General features: G+C 65.2%; 21 protein-coding genes. 12 read left to right on the forward strand and 9 right to left on the reverse strand.

Annotated features, from left to right (window positions below; translation table 11 throughout):
• Nucleotides 1–33: 33 nt before the first annotated feature.
• On the forward strand, nt 34–1,509 hold the full coding sequence (gene zwf, locus ACFOD4_RS21290; protein ID WP_379599726.1) for a glucose-6-phosphate dehydrogenase: 1,476 nt from the start codon (nt 34–36) through the stop codon (nt 1,507–1,509).
• 9 nt (nt 1,510–1,518) lie between these two features.
• Here zwf and eutC read toward each other — a convergent pair whose 3' ends face one another.
• Together eutC and ACFOD4_RS21300 are read right to left on the reverse strand one after the other, a co-directional pair.
• The gene (gene eutC, locus ACFOD4_RS21295; RefSeq protein ID WP_379599727.1) at nt 1,519–2,271 is read right to left on the reverse strand and encodes an ethanolamine ammonia-lyase subunit EutC; all 753 of its coding nucleotides are present in this window, start codon (nt 2,269–2,271) and stop codon (nt 1,519–1,521) included.
• Nucleotides 2,264–3,790 carry an ethanolamine ammonia-lyase subunit EutB gene (locus tag ACFOD4_RS21300; protein WP_456316917.1) on the reverse strand — a complete coding sequence of 509 codons (1,527 nt, stop codon included), beginning with the start codon at nt 3,788–3,790 and terminating at the stop codon, nt 2,264–2,266. The genes eutC and ACFOD4_RS21300 overlap by 8 nt, the downstream gene beginning before the upstream one ends.
• Here ACFOD4_RS21300 and ACFOD4_RS21305 point away from each other — a divergent pair.
• The gene (locus ACFOD4_RS21305; protein ID WP_379599728.1) at nt 3,789–4,478 is read left to right on the forward strand and encodes a fumarylacetoacetate hydrolase family protein; all 690 of its coding nucleotides are present in this window, start codon (nt 3,789–3,791) and stop codon (nt 4,476–4,478) included. The two genes, ACFOD4_RS21300 and ACFOD4_RS21305, sit on opposite strands and share 2 nt — an antisense overlap.
• 39 nt (nt 4,479–4,517) lie before the next feature.
• On the opposite strand, the gene ACFOD4_RS21310 is transcribed toward ACFOD4_RS21305, so the two are convergent.
• From ACFOD4_RS21310 to ACFOD4_RS21330, 5 genes are read right to left on the reverse strand one after another with little or no spacing between them, the layout of a single operon-like run.
• Entirely contained in the window at nt 4,518–5,822 is a 1,305-nt protein-coding gene (locus ACFOD4_RS21310; protein ID WP_379599729.1) for a TRAP transporter large permease, read from the reverse strand.
• A complete protein-coding gene (locus ACFOD4_RS21315) occupies nt 5,819–6,394 on the reverse strand; it encodes a TRAP transporter small permease subunit (protein ID WP_379599730.1) in 576 nt (191 codons plus the stop codon). The genes ACFOD4_RS21310 and ACFOD4_RS21315 overlap by 4 nt, the downstream gene beginning before the upstream one ends.
• An 18-nt stretch (nt 6,395–6,412) precedes the next feature.
• Complete coding sequence (locus ACFOD4_RS21320) at nt 6,413–7,411, reverse strand: TRAP transporter substrate-binding protein (RefSeq protein WP_379599731.1); 999 nt, start codon at nt 7,409–7,411, stop codon at nt 6,413–6,415.
• Between the two features lie 58 nt (nt 7,412–7,469).
• Complete coding sequence (locus tag ACFOD4_RS21325; protein ID WP_379599732.1) at nt 7,470–9,152, reverse strand: hydantoinase B/oxoprolinase family protein; 1,683 nt, start codon at nt 9,150–9,152, stop codon at nt 7,470–7,472.
• Nucleotides 9,149–11,236, reverse strand: a complete 2,088-nt coding sequence (locus ACFOD4_RS21330; protein ID WP_379599733.1) for a hydantoinase/oxoprolinase family protein — start codon at nt 11,234–11,236, stop codon at nt 9,149–9,151. The genes ACFOD4_RS21325 and ACFOD4_RS21330 overlap by 4 nt, the downstream gene beginning before the upstream one ends.
• Nucleotides 11,237–11,427: 191 nt before the next feature.
• On the opposite strand from ACFOD4_RS21330, the gene ACFOD4_RS21335 reads away from it, so the two are divergent.
• From ACFOD4_RS21335 to ACFOD4_RS21350, 4 genes are all read left to right on the forward strand, one after another.
• Nucleotides 11,428–12,474: a 2-hydroxyacid dehydrogenase gene (locus ACFOD4_RS21335; protein WP_379599734.1), complete on the forward strand. Its 1,047-nt coding sequence runs from the start codon at nt 11,428–11,430 to the stop codon at nt 12,472–12,474.
• A gap of 84 nt (nt 12,475–12,558) precedes the next feature.
• Entirely contained in the window at nt 12,559–12,948 is a 390-nt protein-coding gene (locus tag ACFOD4_RS21340) for a hypothetical protein (protein WP_379599735.1), read from the forward strand.
• Nucleotides 12,949–13,003: 55 nt separating this feature from the next.
• The gene (locus tag ACFOD4_RS21345; RefSeq protein WP_379599736.1) at nt 13,004–13,255 is read left to right on the forward strand and encodes a DUF3297 family protein; all 252 of its coding nucleotides are present in this window, start codon (nt 13,004–13,006) and stop codon (nt 13,253–13,255) included.
• Nucleotides 13,256–13,325: 70 nt separating this feature from the next.
• Nucleotides 13,326–14,609 (forward strand): NAD(P)/FAD-dependent oxidoreductase, encoded by a 1,284-nt coding sequence (locus tag ACFOD4_RS21350; protein ID WP_379599737.1) that lies wholly within the window; start codon nt 13,326–13,328, stop codon nt 14,607–14,609.
• 4 nt (nt 14,610–14,613) lie between these two features.
• On the opposite strand, the gene ACFOD4_RS21355 is transcribed toward ACFOD4_RS21350, so the two are convergent.
• A complete protein-coding gene (locus ACFOD4_RS21355) occupies nt 14,614–15,621 on the reverse strand; it encodes a sensor domain-containing diguanylate cyclase (protein WP_379599738.1) in 1,008 nt (335 codons plus the stop codon).
• 289 nt (nt 15,622–15,910) lie between these two features.
• Between ACFOD4_RS21355 and ACFOD4_RS21360 the strand changes: the two genes are divergently transcribed.
• The 6 genes from ACFOD4_RS21360 (at nt 15,911) to moeB (ending at nt 22,826) form a co-directional block, all read left to right on the forward strand.
• Entirely contained in the window at nt 15,911–16,351 is a 441-nt protein-coding gene (locus tag ACFOD4_RS21360) for a flagellar biosynthesis repressor FlbT (RefSeq protein WP_379599739.1), read from the forward strand.
• A 115-nt stretch (nt 16,352–16,466) separates the two neighbouring features.
• Nucleotides 16,467–17,246: a winged helix-turn-helix domain-containing protein gene (locus ACFOD4_RS21365; RefSeq protein WP_379599740.1), complete on the forward strand. Its 780-nt coding sequence runs from the start codon at nt 16,467–16,469 to the stop codon at nt 17,244–17,246.
• An 821-nt stretch (nt 17,247–18,067) separates the two neighbouring features.
• Nucleotides 18,068–19,687 (forward strand): gamma-glutamyltransferase, encoded by a 1,620-nt coding sequence (gene ggt, locus ACFOD4_RS21370; RefSeq protein WP_379599741.1) that lies wholly within the window; start codon nt 18,068–18,070, stop codon nt 19,685–19,687.
• A gap of 1 nt (nt 19,688) precedes the next feature.
• Nucleotides 19,689–21,104, forward strand: a complete 1,416-nt coding sequence (locus ACFOD4_RS21375) for a M20 family metallopeptidase (RefSeq protein WP_379599742.1) — start codon at nt 19,689–19,691, stop codon at nt 21,102–21,104.
• Nucleotides 21,105–21,337: 233 nt separating this feature from the next.
• Nucleotides 21,338–21,607 (forward strand): MoaD/ThiS family protein, encoded by a 270-nt coding sequence (locus ACFOD4_RS21380; protein WP_379599743.1) that lies wholly within the window; start codon nt 21,338–21,340, stop codon nt 21,605–21,607.
• A gap of 4 nt (nt 21,608–21,611) precedes the next feature.
• Nucleotides 21,612–22,826, forward strand: a complete 1,215-nt coding sequence (gene moeB / locus ACFOD4_RS21385; protein ID WP_379599744.1) for a molybdopterin-synthase adenylyltransferase MoeB — start codon at nt 21,612–21,614, stop codon at nt 22,824–22,826.
• On the opposite strand, the gene ACFOD4_RS21390 is transcribed toward moeB, so the two are convergent.
• Nucleotides 22,721–23,157: hypothetical protein (locus ACFOD4_RS21390; RefSeq protein ID WP_379599745.1), on the reverse strand; the 437-nt coding region annotated here is incomplete at its 5' end. The genes moeB and ACFOD4_RS21390 overlap by 106 nt on opposite strands.

The raw sequence follows: 23,157 nt of genomic DNA on the forward strand, positions 1-23,157 counted from the left end.
CCGCGAGGTGAACCCCGCGACAGGAGTGAATGCATGGCCAGGATCCTTCCCGTAGCCTCTTTCGATGGCGTGGTGTTCGGCGCCACGGGTGACCTGACCATGCGCAAACTGCTGCCGGCGCTGTTTCACCGTTTTCGTGACAGGCAGTTCCCCGACAGCAGCCGCATCATCGCCGTGGCACGCACCGAGCTGGATACGGAGGGTTACCGGAAGCGGGCGGAGGCAGCGCTGCGCCAGCATGTCGATGCCGCCAGCCTGGACGAGGACATGCTGACCGCATTCCTGGATCTGCTGCGGTATCACCTGGTCGATGCGCTCGGTGAACAGGGCTGGCCTGAACTGGTGGCGAGCCTGAATGAACGGCCGGATCAGGTGCGGGCCTACTACCTGGCAACGTCACCCGACCTGTACGGCACCATCTGCCAAAGGCTGGCGCAGCATGGCGGCATCACGCCCCAATCCCGCGTGGTCCTGGAGAAGCCGATCGGCCGTGACCTGGCTTCCGCCCAGGCCATCAACAACGCTGTCGGCGCGGTGCTGCCGGAAAAGCAGATCTTTCGTATCGACCATTATCTCGGCAAGGAGACGGTGCAGAACCTCATGGCGCTGCGCTTCGCCAACCCGATCTTCGAGCGGTTGTGGCATGCCGACACCATTGACCATGTGCAGATCACCGTAGCCGAGACGGTCGGCGTCGAGGGCCGCGGCGGCTATTACAATGGTTCGGGCGCGTTGCGCGACATGGTGCAGAACCACATGCTGCAGCTTCTCTGCCTGTTGGCGATGGAGAGCCCCATCTCGCTCGACACGGACGCCGTGCGGGATGAGAAGCTCAAGGTCCTGCGGGCCCTGCAACGGGTCGATCCGCATGAAGTTAACGGCTGCACCGTCCGGGGGCAGTATTCGGCCGGCATCGCGGATGGCCGCCCGGTCCCCGGCTACCTCGCCGATCTCGGCGCGGAGAGCAGCAACACCGAAACCTTCGTGGCGCTCAAGATGCAGGTCAATTCATGGCGCTGGGCCGGGGTTCCCTTCTACCTGCGCACCGGCAAACGGTTGCCCCGCAAGGTGAGCGAGATCGTGGTGCAGTTCCGCACCCCGCCCTTCTCGATCTACCCACGCGACCAGCATGAATTGCAGCCGAACCGGCTGCTGATCCGCCTGCAGCCGGCGGAAGGCATGCGACTGGAGATGATGACCAAGGAGCCGGGACCGGGCGGCCTGCATCTTCGCCCGACCGGGCTCGACATCTCCTTCGAGAAAGCCTTCGGCCAGCGCTACCCGGACGCCTATGAGCGGCTGCTGATGGATGTGGTGCGCGGCAACACCACATTGTTCATGCGGCGCGACGAGGTGGAGGCAGCCTGGAGTTGGGTTGAGCCGATCCTGCAGGGCTGGAATGACCGTCGTGACACGCCGCGGCCTTATCTGGCCGGCAGCTGGGGACCAACCGCCGCGATCGCCATGATCGAGCGCGATGGCCGGACCTGGTATGAGAGCTTTGACTGAGTGCCTCCATTAGCCCTCGATGACCTTCGACGCCGCCGGGACGCTTTCGGGCTGGTCGTCTTTCAGTTCCACTCCGGTGATCCGCAGCCGCAGCGCTTCCCGCATCAGCCAGGCCAGCTTCTCGGCCGCGAGGGCCGGCGGCAGCCCGCCGGAGCTGTGGATGTTGGAAATGCAGTTTCGCTCTGAGTCTCGCCGGCCGATGCGGGGGGCGTGGGTCAGGTAGACGCCCAGGCTATCGGCCACCGACAGGCCGGGCCGTTCGCCGATCAGCACTGCGCAGAGGCTGGCGCCTAGCGCTTCACCGATCTCGTCTCCCAGCGCCACACGTGCTTGGGTGGCGATGACCACAGGCGCGATGCGCCAGCCCGGCAGGGCAGCGCGCGCGCCCTGCAACACCGGCAAGCCATGGTTCCGGAGGGCTGAGGCGGAAAGGCCGTCCGCCAGAACGAAAACGGCATCCCACTCGCCGCGCTGCAGCCTCGCCGCGCAGTCCGGAGCGAGCCGCCGCCCGAGATCGGGCCGCCGCAGAAAGGTGCCACGGTCCACCGCCCGGCTCTGCACAAGAACATGCGGCTCTGCCAGTTTACCCAACAGTGCTCCGATGTCCAGTTGGGCATGCACCGCATCCCGCGCCCGTGCATGGGCGAGCTGAAAGTCGAGCACCGCGCCAAGCGGCGGTGCGTCCCCGGTGCGGCCCAGGCCGATCCGGGCCGGGGTAAAGCCGCGCAGCGCCACCCATGGATCGACAATCGGATCATGCATTACCGGATTTCCCCGCCAGAAGGCGCCGCATGGTGGCGTGCTGCGGGTTCAGCGCACGGATGCGGCCTTGCCGGTCCACCATGTCCATGCGCTCCAGCCAGGTCTCGAATTCGGGCGCGGCGCGCAGCCCGAGCGTAGACCGCAGGTAAAGCGCGTCATGGAAGGCGCCGCTCTGGTAGCCCAGCATCACATCATCGCCGCCCGGCACCGTGATAACGAAGTTGACCCCCGCAACGCCCAGCAAGGTCGCGAGGGTGTCCATGTCATCCTGGTCGGCCTCCGCATGATTGGTGTAGCAAACATCGATCCCCATGGGCACGCCGAGAAGCTTGGCGCAGAAATGATCCTCCAGTCCCGCGCGGATGATCTGCTTGCCGTCAAACAGGTATTCCGGGCCGATGAAGCCGACCACGCTGTTCACCAGCAGCGGGCGGAAGGTCCGCGCCACGGCATAGGCGCGGGCCTCCACCGTCTGCTGGTCGATGCCGTGATGCGCATCGGCCGACAGCGCCGCCCCCTGCCCTGTTTCGAAGTACATGACGTTGTTGCCGATGGTGCCACGGTTCAGCGCCAGCGCGGCTTCCTGCGCTTCCCGCAGAACAGACAGGCTGACGCCAAAGCCGGCATTGGCCGCCTCGGTGCCGGCGATGGACTGGAACACCAGATCCACCGGCGCGCCGTGCTCCATGATGCGGATGGCGTTGGTGACGTGCGTCAGCACGCAGCTCTGCGTCGGGATGTGGTGGCGTTCCCGCAGATCGTCGAGCATTTCCAGCAACCGGATGCCGTTGGCGACGCTGTCCGTGGCCGGGTTCACTCCGATCACAGCGTCGCCGGTGCCATAGAACAGCCCGTCCAGCGTCGCCGCCGCGATGCCTCGCGGATCATCCGCGGGATGGTTGGGCTGCAGCCGGGTCGACAGGCGTCCAGGCAGGCCGATGGTGGAACGGAAGGCCGTAACAACACGGCATTTCCGCGCTACGGCGATCAGGTCCTGGTTGCGCATCAGCTTGCTGACAGCCGCCGCCATCTCCGGCGTCAGGCCAGGCGCCAAGCCCGCCAACAACTCGGTTGATGCCTGATGGGACAGCAGCCAGTCGCGCAAAGCACCGACCGTCATCGACCGTACGGGCCCGAAAGCGGCATCGTCGTGGCCGTCGTGGATCAGTCGGGTGACTTCATCCACCTCGTAGGGAACAAGTGGCTCCTCCAGGAAGCGGATCAGCGGCACGTCCGCCAGCACCGACCGGGCGGCGATCCGCTGGGCATCGCTTTCGGCCGCCAGTCCGGCGAGTTCATCGCCTGAGCGACGCGGCGAGGCCTTCGCCAGTACGTCCCGCAGGTCTGCGAAACGGTGCCTTTCACCGTGAAAGTCGCTGACATACTGCCCCAACCCCGCCTCCCGACGCTGCTGCCGTTCCTGCCACGGGGCTGCAACTTGACGGGCCCCGCGGCCCCTCCTACGGATTCCGGCCACCACCAGCGGCCCGCCAGGGGCCTTCGGGGAGGAATCCAGCATGCAGTATGTCATTGAAACGCCGGTGCCGACCACCGTGCCGGTCGAGGGTGAGGCGGGTGTCTTCCCCGTGCGCCGCATCTGGTGCGTCGGCCGCAACTATGCCGACCATGCGCGCGAAATGGGCCATGACCCGGACCGTGAGCCGCCCTTCTTCTTCTCCAAGCCCGCAACGGCCGTCGTGCCCGGAGGCGGCACCATCCCCTTTCCCACCCAGACCGAAGACTTCCATCACGAGATTGAGCTGGTGGTGGCTATCGGCAAGGGCGGCAAGAACATTACCGAGGCCGAGGCACTCAACCACGTTTACGGCTACGCCATCGGCCTCGACATGACCCGACGCGACATTCAGGCCGTGGCCAAGAAGATGGGCCGTCCCTGGGAATTGTCGAAGGGCTTCGACCAGTCTGCGCCGCTGAGCCCGATTGTCCCGGCATCGAAGATCGGCCATCCGACCCAAGGCAAGATCGAGGTGACGGTGAATGGCAAGGTTCAGCAGACCGGCGACATGAACCAGATGATCTGGTCCGTGCCCGAAAGCATTGCCTTCCTCTCGAACTACGTTGAGCTGCTGCCGGGCGACCTGATCATGACCGGAACGCCGGCTGGCGTCAGCGCCGTAAAGCCTGGCGACGCACTGCACGGCACCTGCGAGGGTGTGGGCGAGATCCGCGTCACCTATAGCAAGTGATGCGGACGGCACGGCGGCGACCGCCGTGCCGCTCCCCTGTCAACCCAGAAGCAGGGTTGGCAGGAAGCTGACGATGCCGGGAACGGCAACCAGCAGGAACACAAACGCCACCATGATCAGCAGGTAGGGCAATGCCATCTTGGCAATGGCCGAGAGCGGTTCCTTCGTCAGACCCTGGATCACGAAGAGGTTGAAGCCGACCGGCGGCGTGATCTGCGCCATCTCCACGGCAATGACGAGGTAGATGCCGAACCACAACTTGTCGAAGCCCGCCGCCAGAACCAGCGGCAGCACGACCGGCAGGGTCATGACGATCATCGAGAAGCCGTCAAGAAAGCAGCCCAGTACCAGGTAAAGCAGGGTCAGGGCCACGATCAGCATCAGGGGCGAGAGGCCCCATCCCGTGACGACCTCGGCCACCTGCCGCGGCACGCCCAGCACCGCGGCCACGTTGCCGAGGATCGAGGCGCCAAGCACGATCAGGCCGATCATGCCGCAGGTCTGCGCCGCGCCCAGGCCTACCGCCTTCAAGGTCGGCCAGCTCAGCTCCCCCTGCAGACCGGTGACCAGCACTGCGCCCAGCACGCCCACGGCCGCGGCCTCGGACGGGGTCGCGATGCCAGCATACATCGAGCCCAGCACGCAGAGGATCAGGAACAGGGTCGGCGCCAGCTCGCGCAGAGCCGCCAGGCGCTGCCCGATGCTCATGTTCCGCTCCTCCGCGCTGCGTTCGGGCAGCAAGGAAGGATTCATGGTGCTGTGGATCATCACCCAGGCGGCAAAGCAACCGGCCAGAAGCAGGCCCGGCACCACACCGGCGGTGAACAGCCGCAAAACCGATTCATCCGCCAGCACGCCGTAGATGATCATCACCGAGGATGGCGGGATCAGGAAGCCGAGCGTGCCGGCGCCGGCCAGGCTGCCGATGGCGATCCGCTTGTCATAGCCACGGCCGCGCAGCTCGTTCAGCGCGATCCGGCCGACCACCTGCGTCGTGGCAGCGGAAGAACCCGAGATAGCAGCGAAGATGGTGCAGCCCAGGATGTTGACATGCAGCAGCCGTCCGGGCAGCAGCGCCGCCCAGGGCGAGAGCCCGTTGAACAACGAGCGGGACAGGTTTGTGCGGAACAGGAACTCTCCCATCAGGATGAACAAGGGGAGGGCCACCAGTTCCGGGGTCGTCAGGATGTTGAAGGTGTACTGCGCCAGCAGCCGGTCTACGGGCAGGCTGCGGAAAGTGTAGAGCAGAACAATCGAGGTACCGATCAGCGCGATGCCGACCCAGACCCCCGCTGCCAGCATGCCGAACAGCGCACCGAACAGTGCGCCCATCATCGTGGTCATTCGGACACACTCCCCGCTTTCAGGGTCTCATCCTCGGTGGCTTGGCCAAGCACCAGCCGCAACAGCCGAACCCCCATCTGCAGGGCCAGCAGAATGGCACCCGTCGCCAGCAGCGCGTCCGGGATCCACAGCGGCGTAAGGCTCCCACTGGATAATTGCCCGTTGTTCCACGCCCGCAGGGTGAAGTTGAACAGCGACCACGCCAGAAAGCCCGAGACCAGCAAGCCCACCAGCGTCGCCGCCAGCTCCAGGATATGCGTCAGGGCCGGACCGGTGCGCGCCAGCAGGATGGAGACCCGGATATGCGATCCGGCCCGCAGCCCCGCCGCGGCGCCGAACATGAACACCGCTCCCATCAGGTACGCGCTGTACTCCCAGGCAATGGTGATTTCGCCACCCCAGTCGGCAGAGAACTTGCCCATGATGCTGCGTCCGACGCCCGCCAGGATCAGCAGCAGCAGGGCCACCAGACAGAGCGCTGCAAAAACGCCGCTGGCCGCGGCGATCCGGTCCGAGGCACGAAGCAGCGCCTGCGCGGCACCTGCCTCCCGCTCCACGCGGCCGGTGTGCAAGGTATCGCTCCGCAATGCTCAGGCCCTCCCGAGTTCGCGCAGATAGGCTTCAACGATCGGCCGGGCCGCCGGGGCACGCTTGATGAAGTCGTCCTTGATGCTGGCTGTGCGTCGGCGCATCTCGGCCATGATCGCCGGATCAACGTCAAGCACCTGCAATCCGCCCTCGGACAACCGCTTCACGCTGTTGGTGTCGTCGGCGGCAGATACGTCCCAGAATTCCGGCTGCAGGCGCTTCGCCACTTCTTCGATCTTCGCCCGGTCACCGGCCGCAAGCCGGTTCCAGTTGTCCAGGTTGACGCTGACCAGCTGCGACGAGAAGGTGTGGTTGGTGCGATAGGCGACCTTCAGGAACTCCCAGAAGCGCCCGTCCACGCCGGAGGTGGCCGATGTGCACACCCCGTCGATGCGACCCGAGGCCAGGGCCGGCACGACTTCGCCCCAGGGCATCATGGTGCCCGCCGCGCCGAGCAAGTTGCACATGTCGGCCGTATTCTTGTCGGAGGCGCGGATCCGGACGCCCCGCAGCCCGTCGATCGATGTGATCGGCGTCTTGAGATGCGTGTACTGCGTCGGCCAGGGAACGATGTAGAGGAACTTCTGGTTGTTCGCCTTGGCTACTCGCTCGTACTCGGGCATCAGGTACTTGTGCAAAACCTTCAGCTCTTCATAGCTGCCGCACAGGAAGGAAATTCCCTCGATCCCCATGGTCGGCGCCTCGCCGATCTGCTGGTTGTTGAGGATGTCGGCCATGGGCACCAGCCCGTCGCGCACTGCGCCCAGAAGTTCAGGCCCCTTGAAGCCCAGCGCTCCGCCGGCATGCACGTTGATGGTGACCGCGTTGCCGGTAGCCTTGGCCACCTCCGCGGCGAAGCGCTGCGCGTTCTTGGTATGGTAGTTCCCGTCCGGCCAAACGGTGGCCAGATCGAACTGTGTGGCGGCCCTGGCCGAACGGATCAGTGCCGGAACGGCCAGGGCGCCGAGGGCGGCGGTCATCAAGATGCGACGCGTCGTCATGTGTTGTCTCCTGTGGATCCTCGTGGCACCGGCCTTCCCGCCGGCACCATCCCTTGCCTTATTCTGCGGCTTCCGCGGCGCCGTAGAGCTTCCGCGCCGCCTCGTCCGAAACCAGTCCATCGCGTCGGTCGGCCATCAGCCTGGCCGCGTCGCGCCGCCGGGGGTCGCCCAGACCGCCGCCGCCCGGCGTCAGCACCACCAGCCGGTCTCCCGGCGGAATGACCTGCAGGCCTTTGCCACGCATCACCGCGCCAGAGGCCAGGCCGACATAACCGGCGGCACCGTCACCTCCGCCATCGCGGCCACGCGGCGGGTAGGCGATGCGATCAAAGGCCGCCAGCAACTCGAATGGGGCATCGTCATTGTTGGCGATCTCCATCGCCTGACCAAGCCCGCCGCGGCTGGCGCCGGCGCCGCCACTATCGGCGCGGAACTCCTTGCGCCAGAACATCAGGGGGGATTGGATCTCGGCGATTTCGACCGGCGTGCCCATCACGCCCGACGGGAACGCCGTCGCGGAAAGCCCGTCCTGCCCGGGCCGCCCGCCGGTGCCGCCGTTGGTGGTAATGGCCAACGCGAAGACGGGGTGTGCCTTGCCCGGATCCCGCCGCTCGCCGCGCACTGTGATGTTCCACAGGCAGGAGGTTCCCTCGGCCGGAATCTTGTCGGGGATGGCCTGCCGCAGGCAGCCGAACACCATGTCGGGCAGCATCTGCCCCAGCACGTGCCGCGACGAGACCGGCGCCGGCTTCGGTGCGTTCAACACCGCGCCAAGCGGAGCGGAGACGGTCAGGGGCGCCAATGAACCCGCATTGTTCGGGATGTTGGATGCGACAACGCAGCCCAGCCCAAACACGGTGTAGGCCGTGGTGTAGGAGATGGGCACGTTGATGCCGCGACGCACCATCTCCGAGGTGCCTTCGTAGTCGACATGAATGCCGTTGTCGGAAATAGTCAGCCTGGATTGCAGCGTCAGCGGATGGTCGTAGCCATCCACTGTCATGCTGTAGGACCAGCTCCCCTTCGGCAGCTTCGCAACCTCGGCCAGCACCGCCGCGCGGGACTTCTCGATGATGTGCTCGGCCAGCGGGTCGAGGCTGTCGATACCGAACTCCTCCATCATGGCGGACAGTGCCTTGACCCCCACGTCGTTGCAGGCTGCGAGGGAATAGGTGTCACCCTCGGTGTCGACCGGCAGTCGCGTATTGGCGCGGATCATCGCCATCAGGGTCTCATTGACCTGTCCCTGGTCGATGAGCTTCAGCATCGGGATGTACAAGCCTTCCATGTAGACATCCGAGGCTTCCGGCCCATTGCCCAGACCGCCAATGTCCATCAGGTGGCTGGTGCAGGAGAAAAGCCCGACCAGCTTGCCCTTGTGAAAAGCGGGCGTGGTGATGACAAAGTCGTTCAGATGCCCGGTGCCCATCCAGGGATCGTTGGTGATGTAGGCGTCGCCTTCCTTCATGGTCTCAACAGGGAAGTGGCGAATAAAGTGCTTCACCGCCTCGGCCATGGAATTCACATGGCCGGGTGTGCCGGTCACCGCCTGCGCCAGCATCCGGCCCTTCAGGTCGAAGATGCCTGCGGAGATATCGCCGCATTCGCGAACGATGGGGCTGAAGGCTGTGCGGATCAGCACCTGGGCCTGCTCGCCGACCACCGCGATCAGCCGGTTCCACATGATCTGCAGGTCGATGAGGCCGACCTTGGGGGTGTTCTCGGTGACGTGGGCGCTCATGCTGCCTTCTGCTCCATGACGATGCAGCCGGCGCCGTCGATATGTGCATCGAAGCTGCCGGAGATGTAGGTGGTCGTTTCGTCCTCGGCGATCAGTGCAGGACCCGCAACCCGGGCACCGGGCGCCATGGCCTCGCGCCGGTAGAGCGGCACTTCGATGCGCCTCTCCGCACGCCCGTCGAACATGGAACGAAAGCCGGCAGGCTCCGGTGCGGTGGCCGCAGCGACGGAGGGCGTGACTTCAGGTCTGTGCGGCTCCGTGGACACCAGAACCGACCAGTTCAGCACCTCGATCGCCGCGGAGGGAATGGCGCGGGAGAACTGTGCCGCATACTCGGCCTCAAAGATTCGGCGCAGTTCCACGACATCGCCGCTGGAAAGGGTCCGGGTCGGCAGCGGGACGGTGATTTCGTGGCCCTGCCCGACATAGCGCATGAAGGCCATGCGTCGCTCGAACAGCGGCGCGCCCTGCGCGCCCGGCTCGACGAGGGCGCGGGCCGCTTCGCTCATTTCGCCGAAGAGCGCCGAGATCGAGGCAGCATTGAAATCCTCGTCCAGCCGCGCGGGGCGGGAGCGCACGATCTCGTAGGCCACGGGGGCAGCGAGGAAGCCTACCGCAGACCCCACCCCGGCATTCGGCGGCACGAGGACACGCGGCACGCCGATCTTCTCCGCGACACGGGCGGCATGCAGCGGGGCGGCGCCACCGAAGGCGATCATGGTGTGTTGGCCGATCACGGCGCCACGTTCAGCGGCGTGAACGCGCGCAGCGCTCGCCATGTTTTCACAGACCATCTCGTAGACGGCAAAGGCCGCCATTTCCGGCGACAGGCCAAGCTTGCCGCCGATCTCGCGGTCCAGTGCCTGCAGTGCGAGCTCGGGCTTCAGGTCCATGCTGCCGCCGGCGAATCCTTCCGGCTTGATGAGACCGAGCGCCACGTCGGCGTCAGTCACGGCTGGCCGCTCCCCGCCCAGTCCGTAGCAGGCGGGGCCTGGCACGGATGACGCACTTTCCGGTCCCACCGTTACCCGCTGCAAGGCATCGACCTGCGCGATGGATCCGCCGCCGGCGCCGATCTCCACCATCTCGATCACAGGGATGCGCAGCGGCAGGCCGGAACCTTTCAGGAAGCGCGCAGTCCGGTCCACCTCGAAGAAGCGGGAGGTGGCTGGCTCGCCCTTCTCGATCAAGCAGACCTTGGCGGTGGTGCCGCCCATGTCGAAGGACAGCACCTTCTGCTCGTCGGCCCGCAGCGCGACCTGCGCCGCGAAGATGGCTCCGCCCGCCGGTCCCGATTCCACCAGCCTGACCGGAAATCTTTGCGCTGTCTCGAGGGCCGTCAGTCCGCCACCCGACGTCACGAGATACGTCGCGCCGCGATAGCCACGCGCTGTCAGGGCCTCGCGCATCCGCCCCAGATAGCCTTGCATCAAGGGCTGCACATAAGCATTCGCCACAGCCGTGGAACTGCGCTCGTATTCGCGCACCTCCGGACAAACCTCGCTGGCCAGGGTGATGGAAAGCTCCGGCATTGCTGCCGACAGGATGGCCGCCGCGCGCTCCTCATGCACAGGGTTGGCGTAGGCGTGCAGGAAGGCGATGGCCACTGCCTGCACCTCCAGCGCCCGCAATTGCGGCACCAGCGCGGCAACGGCCGTCTCGTCCAGCGCCAGCCGCACCAAGCCCTGTGCATCCATACGCTCGGGAACGGTGAAGCGGAGCTGGCGGGGCACCAGCGGCACCGGCTTCTCCAGCGTCAGGTCATACTGGTCATAGCGGCTTTCCGTGCCGATCTCGAGCACGTCGCGGAATCCCTGCGTTCCGATCAGCGCCGTGCGGGCACCGCGCCGCTCGATGATGGCGTTGGTGGCCAGGGTCGTTCCATGCACGAACACCCCCACATCCGCAAAATCTAGGCCGGCATCCTGGAGCACCAGCGCGACGCCGGCGAGCACGCCTTCCTCCGGCGCCGCTGGGGTAGTCAGCACCTTGCGGGTTCGACGGCTGCCTCCCGCATCCAGCACAACATCAGTGAAGGTGCCGCCGATATCGGCGGCCAATCGAACATTCGTAGTCGAAGGCAAGGCGCGTGCTCCCTATACCCGATCACCTGGCCTGTGCCACGGTATGAACCGCGGCTGGCCTGCCCGGTGTGGGCCGCCAGAATTCAAACCGCCGCTGACCGTGGACCGAACCGATCCGCTTCGCGGCCACCGGGTCTGGGCAATTGCCGTGCCAGGAGAGCCCCGGCCCCGGCACCCGGAGGAGGGAGAGCATGCGCGTCGCCGTTTTCAGCGCCAAGCCCTATGATCGGGAATTCCTTGAAGTCGCCAATCGGGCAGCAGGCTCGCCCCACCGCTTCGAGTGGATCGTGGCGCATCTCGACTCGCGCAGCGCTCTCCAGGCAGCCGGCGCCGAAGCGGCCTGCCTTTTCGTCAACGACCAGGCGGACGCGGCCGCCCTGGCGACGCTGCAAAGCCAGGGAACACGGCTGATTGCCCTGCGCTGCGCCGGCTTCAACAACGTGGATCTTTTGGCGGCCGCGGAACTGGGAATCGCCGTCGGCAGGGTGCCATCCTACGCGCCCGAGGCCGTGGCGGAGCATGCCGCGGCCCTGGTGCTGTCCCTGAGCCGCCGCATGCATCGCGCTTATGCCAGGGTCCGCGAGGGCAATTTTGCCCTGGACGGCTTGCTGGGGCTGGACTTGCACGGCCGTACGGTGGGCATCGTCGGCACAGGGCAGATCGGCCTTGCCTTCGCCCGCATCATGGCCGGTTTCGGATGCCGCATCCTGGCGCATGATCCCGCACCCGACAGTGGCGCGGCGGATCGTATCGGCCTGTCCTATGCTCCGCTGGCGGCTGTTTTCGCCGAAGCGGACATTCTCAGTCTGCACTGCCCGCTGATGCCGGAAACCCGTCGGCTGATCGATGCGGAGGCGCTGGCCCGGATGAAGCGGGGGGCCATGCTCATCAACACCAGCCGCGGCGCGATGCTGGATACGCAGGCGGTCATCGCGGCCCTGAAGTCCGGCCATCTCGGCCACCTGGGCCTTGACGTCTATGAGGAGGAGGCAGGCCTCTTCTTCGAGGATCTCTCGGCCAGTGTGCTGCAGGATGATGTTTTCGCCCGGCTGCTGACCTTTCCGAACGTGCTGATCACCGGGCATCAAGGGTTCTTTACCCGCGGCGCCATGCAAGCCATCGCTGAAACAACGATAGCCAACCTGCAGGCCTTTGTCTCCGGAGGGCAGCCACTTCACCCGGTGGCGCTGCCGGCCGGCGGCGGCATCAGGGGCGGTACAATTGAACCAAGCCGATAATACCGTTATGCACGCCACAACCGGCCCTGGCGGAGCCGCCGGGCACCGGCGCCGGCCTTGCGCCCCCGATCAGGAGGATCAGCCATGCCCGTCGCTCCGGCCCGTCACGACGTCTATGATCCCGACTTTGCTGAAAGGCGGGCGTCGCCTGCGGTGCTGCGGGGGCTGCGTGTCGTTCTATGCGGCCTGGCGAGCTTTGCCCTGACCTTTGTGGAGCTGGTGGCTGAGCTGGCCGGTCCGCTGCTGCTGCTCACAGGCGTGCTCTGGTGGTTGGGGCTGCAGGCCCTTGGCGCTCTGCGCCTCGAGCCCGAGATTCAACAATTCCTCGCCTATATGCCGCACCGGCTTTCCGCCGCCGGCTACGAGTTCACTCCCGCGAGCATGATCGGTCAGGGACTTGCGCTGCTGGCAGTTGTTGCCGCGTGCCGCACCCTGAACGGCATCATCGCGCGTGAAGGCGGGCCGCGAGGTTGATCCCGGGGCAGGTCCCTGCCTAAGACCGCCTTCCGAACCGAGCCGAGGCCGAGCCATGTCAGACATCCCGCCCGATCGCCTGTCAAGCAATCCCAAGAGCGCCTTTTACGATGCTGCGGTGCTGGAACGCGGCGTGGGCATCCGCTTCAAGGGTGTCGAGAAAACCAATGTCGACGAGTATTGCGTCAGTGAAGGCTGGGTGCGGGTGACAGTTGGGACGACGCTGGATCGCAAGGGGAACCCCATGACAATGAAGCTGCAGGGACCGGTCGAGCCGTATTTCCGGGACATTGCCACGGAGAACTGACAAGGCGCCGACCTCTGGCGGGACAGGAGAGTTCGGCGCATCCTGAGCGCCACGCCGGATGGAACACCCCATGTCCCCTCCCCCACTGCCCCGCTCTCTTTATGCGGCTTCCGTTGATGCGGAGGCTGTCTTTCCGCGCCTGGAAGGGGAGCACCGCGCACCTGTCGCCATCGTTGGAGGCGGCTTCACTGGCTTGTCCACCGCCCTGCACCTGGCCGAGCATGGGCTGGCAGCAACCCTGATTGATGCGGCCGAGCCTGGATGGGGCGCTTCCGGCCGGAATGGCGGCCAGGTCAATCCGGGCCTGAAGCCCGATCCGGATCAGGTCTTAGCCGATTGGGGAATGGAACTCGGCGCACGCATGGTGGCCTTGTCCTACGGCGCTCCGGACCATGTCTTCAGCCTGATCCGGCGTCACGGCATCGTCTGCGGGGCCGAGCAGGCCGGCACGCTGCGTGCCGCCATCCGTCGAGCCGATGCCGCCGCGGCCGAGCAACTCGTGGAGCAATGCCAGCAGCGCGGCATGCCGGTCCGTTATCTGGACGGCACCGCCATCGCCGCGTCCAGCGGCACGTCGCGTTACGCCGGCGCGTTGCTCGACCCACGCGGTGGGCACCTCGATCCCCTTGCCTATGCGCGCGGGATGGCGAAGGCGGCGGCGCGCATAGGCGCAAAAGTTTATGGCGGCAGCCCGGCCACCGCCCTAAAGCGTGAAGGAAGGTTGTGGCGCGTGACAACCGATAGCGGCAGCCTGTTAGCCGACCAAGTGGTGCTCGCCACGAATGGCTACACCGGCGATCTTTGGCCCGGTCTGCGGCAGGGCATCGTGCCTGTGTTCAGTGCCATCGCGGCGACCGAACCATTGCCGGATCGCCTGCTGCGCAGCATCCTGCCCGCACGAAGCGCTGTTTATGAAACCGGGCATGTCACCGTCTATTATCGAGTTGACCCCGGCAACCGGTTGCTGATGGGTGGACGAGGACCGCAACGGCCGATCGGCACCACCGCGCCCATACAGTACCTGTTGCGCTACGCCGAGAAGCTATGGCCGGGCCTCAAGGGGGTCGAGTGGCCGTATGGCTGGAACGGGCAGCTCGCCGTGACCGCCGATCATTATCCGCACTGCCACGAACTGGCGCCCGGCGTCCTCACTGCCATGGGCTACAATGGCCGGGGCGTCGCGATGGCCACGGCCATGGGGCACGAGCTGGCCCGGCGACTGCGCGGCGCTCCGCTGGAGGCGCTGGACATGCCGGTGACGCCACTGAAGCCGATCCGCCTCCATCGACTCTGGCGCCTTGGGGTCTGGGGCAAGGTAACGGAAGGCCGGATCCGCGACCGCCTTGGCCTTTGAATTGTCAGGCGACGCGGCGTATTTCACCGTCCAGCAGGTTCTGGTGGTGCACACGGTTCTTGCCGGCACCCTTGGCCCGGTACATGGCGTCATCAGCCGCCGCCATGGTCTCATCCATCGTCAGCAGACCTGCCAGTGCCGTGATGGCGCCCACCGAGGCCGTCACCGCCCATCCCTCCGCCACCATGGTCTCCGCAATGGCCGTGCAACACTGCTTGGCCATCGCGGCTCCCCCGACGCCGCGCACCAACAAGGCGAACTCATCCCCGCCAAGCCGAAAAGCGAGCTCGCCTTGGCTTAGCCCTGCTTGCAACGCCGCGGCTACACGGCGCAGAACGCGATCGCCCTCGGCATGGCCATGCTGGTCGTTGATCTGCTTGAAGCCGTCCAGATCCAGATAGATCAGCGAGAACACCCGGTTCCCCGGGGCGGTGACAACACTGGACAGCTCTCCCAGCATGGCCCGTCGATTTCCGAGCTCCGTCAAAGGATCGCTAAGCGCGGCGTCCTGCGCATCGCGGATCGCCTTGCGCAGTTCCAACGTGGTGACCACCGTTCCGGCGAGATGCGCCAGCGCCTCGCGTTGTTGCGGACTCATGTCACGTGGCTGCCGGTCAGCCACGCAAAGTGTGCCGAGTGCCAAGCCACCCGCCGTGATCAGGGGCGCTCCGGCATAGAAGCGAAGCTGCGCCTCGCCCAGCACTAAAGGGCTGTCACAGAAGCGGGGATCGCGGGCAGCATCCTCCACGATCAGCGGGTCCTGCTGAAGAATGGCATGAGCGCAGAAGGCCGCATCACGTGGGCAGGATGGCATGTCCAGGCCAAGCCGTGCCTTAAACCACTGGCGCTCGGCATCCACCAGCGAAACGGCTGCGATGGGGCAGCCAGTCAGCAGCACGGCGAGGCGAGCGATGTTGTCGAACGCAGTCTCGCAAGCTGTGTCGAGAATGCTGTAGCTCTGCAGTGCGGCGATGCGCTCGGCTTCGCGGGGATGAAGGGAGGCTGGCGGCAAGGCTGTCTTCCATTCCTCGGGAGCCGGGCCCTTTGTTCTACCTGTGGGTTATCACCACTCTGTGATCGCCTGGAGAGAAACTGGCACAGTCGTCATGCAATCCATATAAGAGAAATTCTACCGCAGTACCTACCGTAAACATTGAGTTAGCATTCGGTCGGCATGCTTGGATCCAGAATAACGGCACGCAAATCCATACCATGAGGCCACACCTGACCATCCAGCCGAAACGGCCCCTGGCGGATCATGTTGCCTTCCCCATCTCCGCCCTCGACTGGACGGCATTCGAATGAACAACGAGAAATCCCCGCGTGGCAGCGGCCAAGGCCGGCTCGTCATTGAACTCCGGGCGGGCGATCGCCTGCTGGTGAACGGCGCCTCGTTGCAGTTCAAGAACCGTACCAGCGTGCTGCTGTCCAACCATGTCCGGTTCCTGTTCGGCCGGCAGATCATGGCGGCGGAAGACGCAACGACGCCTGCCCGGCGGATCTACTTGGCCATGCAGGGGGCTTATGTGAGTGACGAATCGGAACGTGCTCCATTGACGCAAGCTGCCAAAGCACTGGCCGAGGCTTACATCGCGGCGACCACCGTTGAGCCGGTGCGGCAAACCCTGCGCCGGGCCATCGCAGAGATGGAGGCTGGCGATTACTGGAGCGCCATGCGTCAGGTCCGCGGCCTCTTCCCCCATGATGACGCGATGCTGGAACCGGAAAGCCACACTCCCTGATCTAAGTTCACTGAGTGTTGATATTTTCTTGAGGATCACGATTGCGTGAGATAGGACGGGGAAGTTCAAGGAACCCACCGGCCCGCCGGGCCCGCGAAAATCGCAAGGACTGGGCATGCATATCCTTCTCGCAAACGGACTCAGTGACACCACTGGCCTGGCCGACCTGCTCCGGCATGGGGGACATGGCTGCGACATTGCGGAGCCCTTCACGGATGCACCGCTGATTGCGCAGCACAGCTCCGCTTACGATTTCATTCTGATCCAGACCGGCAGCGTCATGCGACAGGCTGCGGCCATGGTACGCGACATCCGCCGTCGCGGGGTTACCACGCCCATCCTGGTGCTGAGCCCGCGCATCGCCGCGGAAGAAGAGCAGGCCGTGCTGGAAAGTGGCGCTGATCAGGTGCTGGCGGGCCCCGTGCTGGGCTCACTGCTGCAGGCACGCATGCAGGCGGTGCTGCGCCGTAGCCTCGGGCATGCCAGTCCGGAACTGCGTTGCGGCAACGTGCTGCTTGACCAGTCTCGCCGCACCGTGACGGTGGATGACCGGCCGGTCCGCATCACTTGCCGGGAATTCGATGTTCTGGAAATGCTGATGCTGCGCCCTGGCGTTATGTTGACCAAGGAATACTTCATGGTCCGGGCTTACGGCCTGGAGGAGGGTCCGGATCAGCGGATCCTCGACGTCTTCATCTGCAAGCTGCGGCGCAAGCTCGCGGCGGCTGGATCGGCCGAGATCGTGCGCACCATCTGGGGCCGGGGCTATGTGCTCGAGGAGCCGAACGAGCTTGAACTCGCCGCCGCCCGTGCCCATCTGGCCGCCGCCCAGCCGCGCCCTCGCCGCGCGCACCTGCTGAAGAACCGCGAGCCGGAACTGGCGATCGCCGTCTGACGTGCTGGTTCCGGCACCGAGCTCCGGATGGTGCCGGCTTGCCGATACCTGTTGGTGCCGTCACGCGGAAGGCGACAGCCCGGGCGTCCATTCGCTGCCGCGTGTTTCGCGCTGATGGAAGATCATGCCATGCCCTTTCAAACCACGAAGCAACGAGTCCGAAATGGCGCCCGGCACATCGTGAGCGGGCTCATCCCTCCTGCTCCGCATCATGCGGGGTGACGATCCTGACAGCGCTTGGCCGAAGATCCCGGCCTGTCGCCAAGCGGATCGCCGATTACCCCGGTTCTTGGGACCGGCCCGCAGCGGCATATGCGCAGCGATGCCTTCACCATCGGTGATGCCTGACAATGGCACCATCGGATTGTCGGCGGACCGATGCGCGCAGATCAACGGCTCGCGGCGGAGTTGATGATGGACGTCGCCCCGGATCTGCCGCTTTCCCGCCATGGCGAAGTGCCACACGGCCTGGCGTCCTGTCGAATGCCGATCGTTGCTACGGCCTTCCATTACCCGGCGGCCACCTGGACCCTTTACGGTCCGAACCCTGGTGGACGGCGTTGCTGGTCGCGTCCCCTGTTGGACGCATCCTCCCTTGAACCGGCCGATCGCGTCGGCTCCATTCCTCCCGGAGCTACCGTAAGCGGCATGGCACCGATGGAAGAAGGTGACGCGACGCAGGACCTGGCCTTGTACAAGAATGTCCAGATTACCCCTGGGTCATAAGGGACGCCGAGCCGAAAAATCGCTGGCCCCGGTTGCGTTGAAGGGCGGAAGGGCTGAAACCCCGCGTCACCGATCCGCTGCCTGGAGAGAACGCTTTGCTGGACCCGAACCGCCGCAGCTACCGGCCCCTGATCATGGGACGCCGGGCCGCTGTCGCCAGCAACCATCCGGCGGCGACCGAGGCCGGGCTGGCCATGCTGCGCCAGGGGGGCAACGCAGTGGATGCCGCGGCCGCCATTTCCTTGGCTCTTGGCGTGGTCGAGCCGCACATGTCGGGCCTTGGCGGCGACGGCTTCTACCATGTCTGGATGCGGCAGAGCGATCAGGGACGGGTCTATAATGGCTCTGGCCCCGCGCCTTCGGAGGCACAGGCGGCGCGCTACGGTGATTCTATCCCGGAGACAGGGCCGCTCAGCATTTCCACGCCGGGCAGCCTAGCCGGCGTGGCGGCCATGCATGCGGCCCACGGAGTTTTGCCCTGGAGCAGCATCTGCCAGCCTGCCCTGGAGCTGGCGCGTGACGGCTTCCCCGTCACCCACACCTTCCGGCGCTTCGCCCGCCAGGCGCGGACGCGCATCATGGCCGACGCACAGGCCGCCGTGACCTTTCTGCGCGATGGCGAGCCCCTGCCTCTCGGTGCGTTGTTGATCCAGCCGTCGCTGGCGGAAACCCTGTCGCTCATCGCGGCGGAAGGTGCGGAAAGCTTCTACCGTGGCCGCGCGGCGCAGCGCCTCGCCGCAGGTCTCGCGGCTGCGGGGGCGCTGGTGCAAGCGGCTGATCTGGCCGCCTGCCAGCCCGAGGCTCAGGATCCCATATCCGTCAGCTACCGCGGATACGAGATCCGCCAGACACCGCCCAACTCCACCGGCTTCGTGCTGTTGCAGGAGCTGAAGATCGTGGAGCGCTTCGATCTGGCCTCGCTGGGCGAAGGCAGTGCGGAGTTGCTGCATATTCTTGTGGAGGCCAAGAAGCATGCCTTCCTTGACCGTGAGCGGCACGCGGGCGATCCGCGCTTCCGCGATCTGCCGCTGGGCACGATCCTATCGGACGCTTATGCAGCGAACCTCGCGGCGAAGATCGACCTATCCCGCGCCGCCAGCATTCCGCTGAACCTGCCTGCGCCGAATGACGGCAACACGACCTATTTCTGCGTGATGGACGAGGCTGGCAATGCAATCTCGGCGATCCAGAGCCTGAACAGCCCTTTCGGCTCCGGCATCATCGCCGGCGAGAGCGGCGTGCTGATGAACAACCGCGCCACCACCTGGCATCTCGATTCGGCGCATGCCAATGCGATGCAGCCGGGCAAGCGCGTGCGCCACACCATGAACGCGCCCATGGTGTTCAAGGATGGGCAACCTTGGGCGCTGCTAGGGACGCCGGGTGCCGACAACCAGGTGCAAATCAACCTGCAGACGGTGGTGAGCCTGATCGATCTTGGGCTGGATCCGCAGCAGGTTGCCGAGGCTCCACGCTGGAGCAGCAGCCAGCCCGGTCAGGAAGCCAATTGGCCACATGGCGGCTCAGAGGCGCTGACGCTGGAGGAAGGCTTTCCAGGCGCTACGCTGGACGGGCTCCACGCGCGTGGCCACCAGTTGAAGTTTGTTCCCGCTTTGGAAGGACCTTGCTCCATGTCCTGCATTCGCATCCTGGAAAACGGCGTCCGCATGGCTGCCAGCGACCCCCGTCGTGATGGCTGGGCGGGAGCACTCTGATATGACACGGGATGCCGCCATTGCCGCCGCAACGTCCCTGATGGACGACGGACGCTTCCGCACCTTGATGGAACGCCGCATCGCCTTTCGCACCGAGAGCCAGGTGCCGGAAAGCATGCCATTGCTGCACGCCTATCTGACCGACGAGATCATTCCCTGCGTCGCGGCGATGGGCTTCAGCAGCCAAATTCTCGACAACCCTGTTGACGGCAAGGGCCCTTTCCTGATCGCCCGCCGCATCGAGGACGCGTCTCGCCCCACCATCCTGATCTACGGCCATGGCGACGTGACGCGCGGCCAAGATGCCGAATGGGCTCCGGGGCTGACGCCTTGGCGCATCACCGAAAGAGGCGATCGCTGGTACGGCCGCGGCACCGCCGACAACAAGGGTCAGCACAGCATCAATCTGGCGGCGCTGGAGCAGGTCCTTGCCACGCGCGACGGCCGACTAGGCTTCAACGTTACCCTGCTGCTGGAGATGGGAGAGGAAGTCGGCTCCCCGGGCCTTTCGGACATCTGCACGGCCTACAAGGAGCTCTTGGCCGCGGATGTGCTGATCGCCTCCGATGGGCCACGCCTCGCGGCGGACCGCCCAACGATGTTTCTGGGCTCGCGCGGCGCCTTCAACATCGAGCTGAAGGTCGATGCACGGGAACGCGGATACCATTCCGGCAATTGGGGCGGTGTGATCCTGAACCCGGCCACCCTGTTGTCCCACGCCATTGCCAGCATGGTGGATGCCAGGGGGCAGTTGTTGGTTGACGGTTTGCGGCCACCACCGATCCCTTCCTCTGTCCGTGAGGCACTCGCCGGGGTTGAAGTCGGCGGCGGCCCTTCCGATCCCGACATAGATCCCGAGTGGGGTGAGCCCGGCTTATCTCCAGCGGAACGGCTGTTCGCCTGGAACACGCTGGAAGTGCTGGCCTGCCAGAGCGGCGATGCCAATGCTCCGGTCAATGCCGTGCCGGCCTTTGCGAAGGCCGTGATCCAGCTTCGGTTTGTTGTTGGCACTGATCCCACGCAGATCCTTGGCCATCTGCGGGCCCATCTCGATCGCTGCGGCTTCGGTCAAGTACAGGCCAGCGCCACACGCCACGAAGCATCCCCGGCAACCCGCCTGGATCCTGATTCGGATTGGGTTCGCTGGGCCACGGCTTCGCTCAGGCGCAGCACGGATCAGGTGCCGGCTATTCTGCCGAACATCGGCGGCACCCTGCCGAACCATGTTTTCGCTGATATCCTCGGCCTGGCGACCTTGTGGGTGCCACATTCCTACGCAGCCTGTGCCCAGCATGCTCCGGATGAGCATATGCTGGTTCCATTAACACGCCAGGCCCTTGCCATGATGGCTGGGTTGTTCTGGGACCTCGGGGAGCCTGACCTTCCAACGGGCAGCGGATCCAGCCCGGCTCTTTAGCGAGCTTTCGTTTTTATTATGATACTCATTTTGATGTTGCAAAGGCTGACTGGTTTCAACGTGTTTCAGGATCACTGCTTTCCTTCAATGATCCAAAGAGTTGACTGCCAAGCTTCCGTTTTTGGCGCTCGCGCGTTGTTGTTCAACCTTTGCGTGTTGTCTCTTTATCAGGACCGAGGCTCGGCTATCCTTGCCATCGGTTCGCCCTATTTGCGGTCAGAAGGGATTTCCTGATGCCGGTTGTTTTGGTCCCTAGTTCCCTCCGCCGCTACACGGAGCAACAATCCCGGGTTTCTGTCTCGGGAGACACAGTGTTGGCCATCCTGGATGGGCTGACGGAGAAGGCGCCTGAAATGCGCAGCCATCTTTTCGCTGCCGACAAGCTGCGCCAGTTCGTCGTCGTTTCGAAGAACGGCCAGGATATCCGGCTGCTGCAAGGGCTGGAAACGCCCGTCAGCGGGGAAGACGAGATCCGCATCCTTGCCAGCATCGCCGGGGGCTGATCCCATGGCGCAGGATGCTTGTCTGCCTGAATTGAGCGATGCCGAGATCCGCCGCTTCGGCCGGCACCTGATCCTGCCCGAATTCGGGATCGAGGGTCAACGGAAGCTGAAGGCAGGCAGTGTCCTGCTGATTGGCGCCGGTGGCCTCGGCAGCCCGGCTTCGTTGTACCTGGCTGCGGCCGGCGTGGGACGGATTGGGCTGGTTGACCCCGATCGTGTGGAGGAAACCAATCTCCAGCGGCAGGTCGCACATGGCTATTCCACCCTGGGCCGGTACAAAACGGAAAGCGCCGCCGCACGCATGCTGGATCTGAACCCGGATCTGGTGCTGGAGCGGCACGACACTTACTTCAACATCGACAATGCCGTTGAGCTCGTGTCGCGTTACGACGTGGTGATCGACGGAACGGATAATTTTCCGACGCGCTATCTGGTCAACGACGTCTGCGCCAAGCTCGGCAAGCCGAACGTCTTCGGTGGCGTGCTGCGGTTCGACGGGCAGCTCAGCGTGTTCGACGCACGCTTCGGCCCCTGCTACCGCTGCCTTTTCCCCGAGCCGCCGCCTGTAGAACTGGCGCCAAATTGTGCCGAGGCCGGCGTGTTGGGAGTCCTGCCAGGCGTTATCGGCTCCCTTCAGGCCACCGAGGCCATCAAGCTGCTGACCGGCATCGGCACGCCGATGATCGGCCGGATGATGGTGTATGACGGCCTCGACATGACCTTCGACACCATTCGCATCGCCAAGGACCCGGCCTGCCCCTGTTGCAGCAAGGCGCCCTCGGAGATCGTGCTGCGTACCGAGCAGATGGTGTGCTCGGCGCCGCAGGTCGGCGGCAGCATCACGGCCGACGCTTTGAAAGATCGACTTGCGGCGGGTGAGGATGTTGCCCTGGTCGATGTTCGCAATCCACCGGAATGGCTCGCCGGCATCATCCCGGGTGCCCGGCTTGCCGATAAGCCTTCGATCGAGGCTGATCTTCGGGAGCTTCCGCTCGGTAGTTCACCGCAGCCGGGCAGTGCCCTCGCGGCGATTCCGCAGCGGGGTGAAGTCGTGTTCTACTGCCAAGGCGGGCTTCGCAGTGCGGCCGTGATCAGGGCGCTGGTGGCCAATGGTCATGATGCTAAGCGGCTCATCAATCTGGAAGGCGGAATTGCCGCCTGGACTGGCGAGGTCGCGGACCAATCCAGCAGCCGCAAGCTTGAGGAAGCGGCTGGCTGATTGCCGCCCCTCAGCGTGCCACTTCCTTGAACGCCGCGTGCCCTCCGGCACTGGTCTCGTCGGGACCTTGTGGAGTGGCCGCGGCTTACCAGTCTTTCATTGAACCGCTGCCCTGCGCGGCGAGATGAGCAAACGGATCCCTGCCTTATGCCGTCATCGACGAGTGCTGATCTCATCAGAACCATCGTGGAACTCTCGCCGACCTCGCCTGAAAAGATGGATTCCACCACGGCGTCGGCGCTTTGCCGTGCGACGCGGCGGCTGATGGAGACGATGCGGCAGGAGGGGCGGCTGTTGGAGAGCCCGATGGAGCTGGCGCTGACGCGCAGCG

The sequence above is a fragment of the Teichococcus globiformis genome, from assembly GCF_042646265.1.
In the GTDB taxonomy this organism is placed as follows: domain Bacteria; phylum Pseudomonadota; class Alphaproteobacteria; order Acetobacterales; family Acetobacteraceae; genus Pseudoroseomonas; species Pseudoroseomonas globiformis.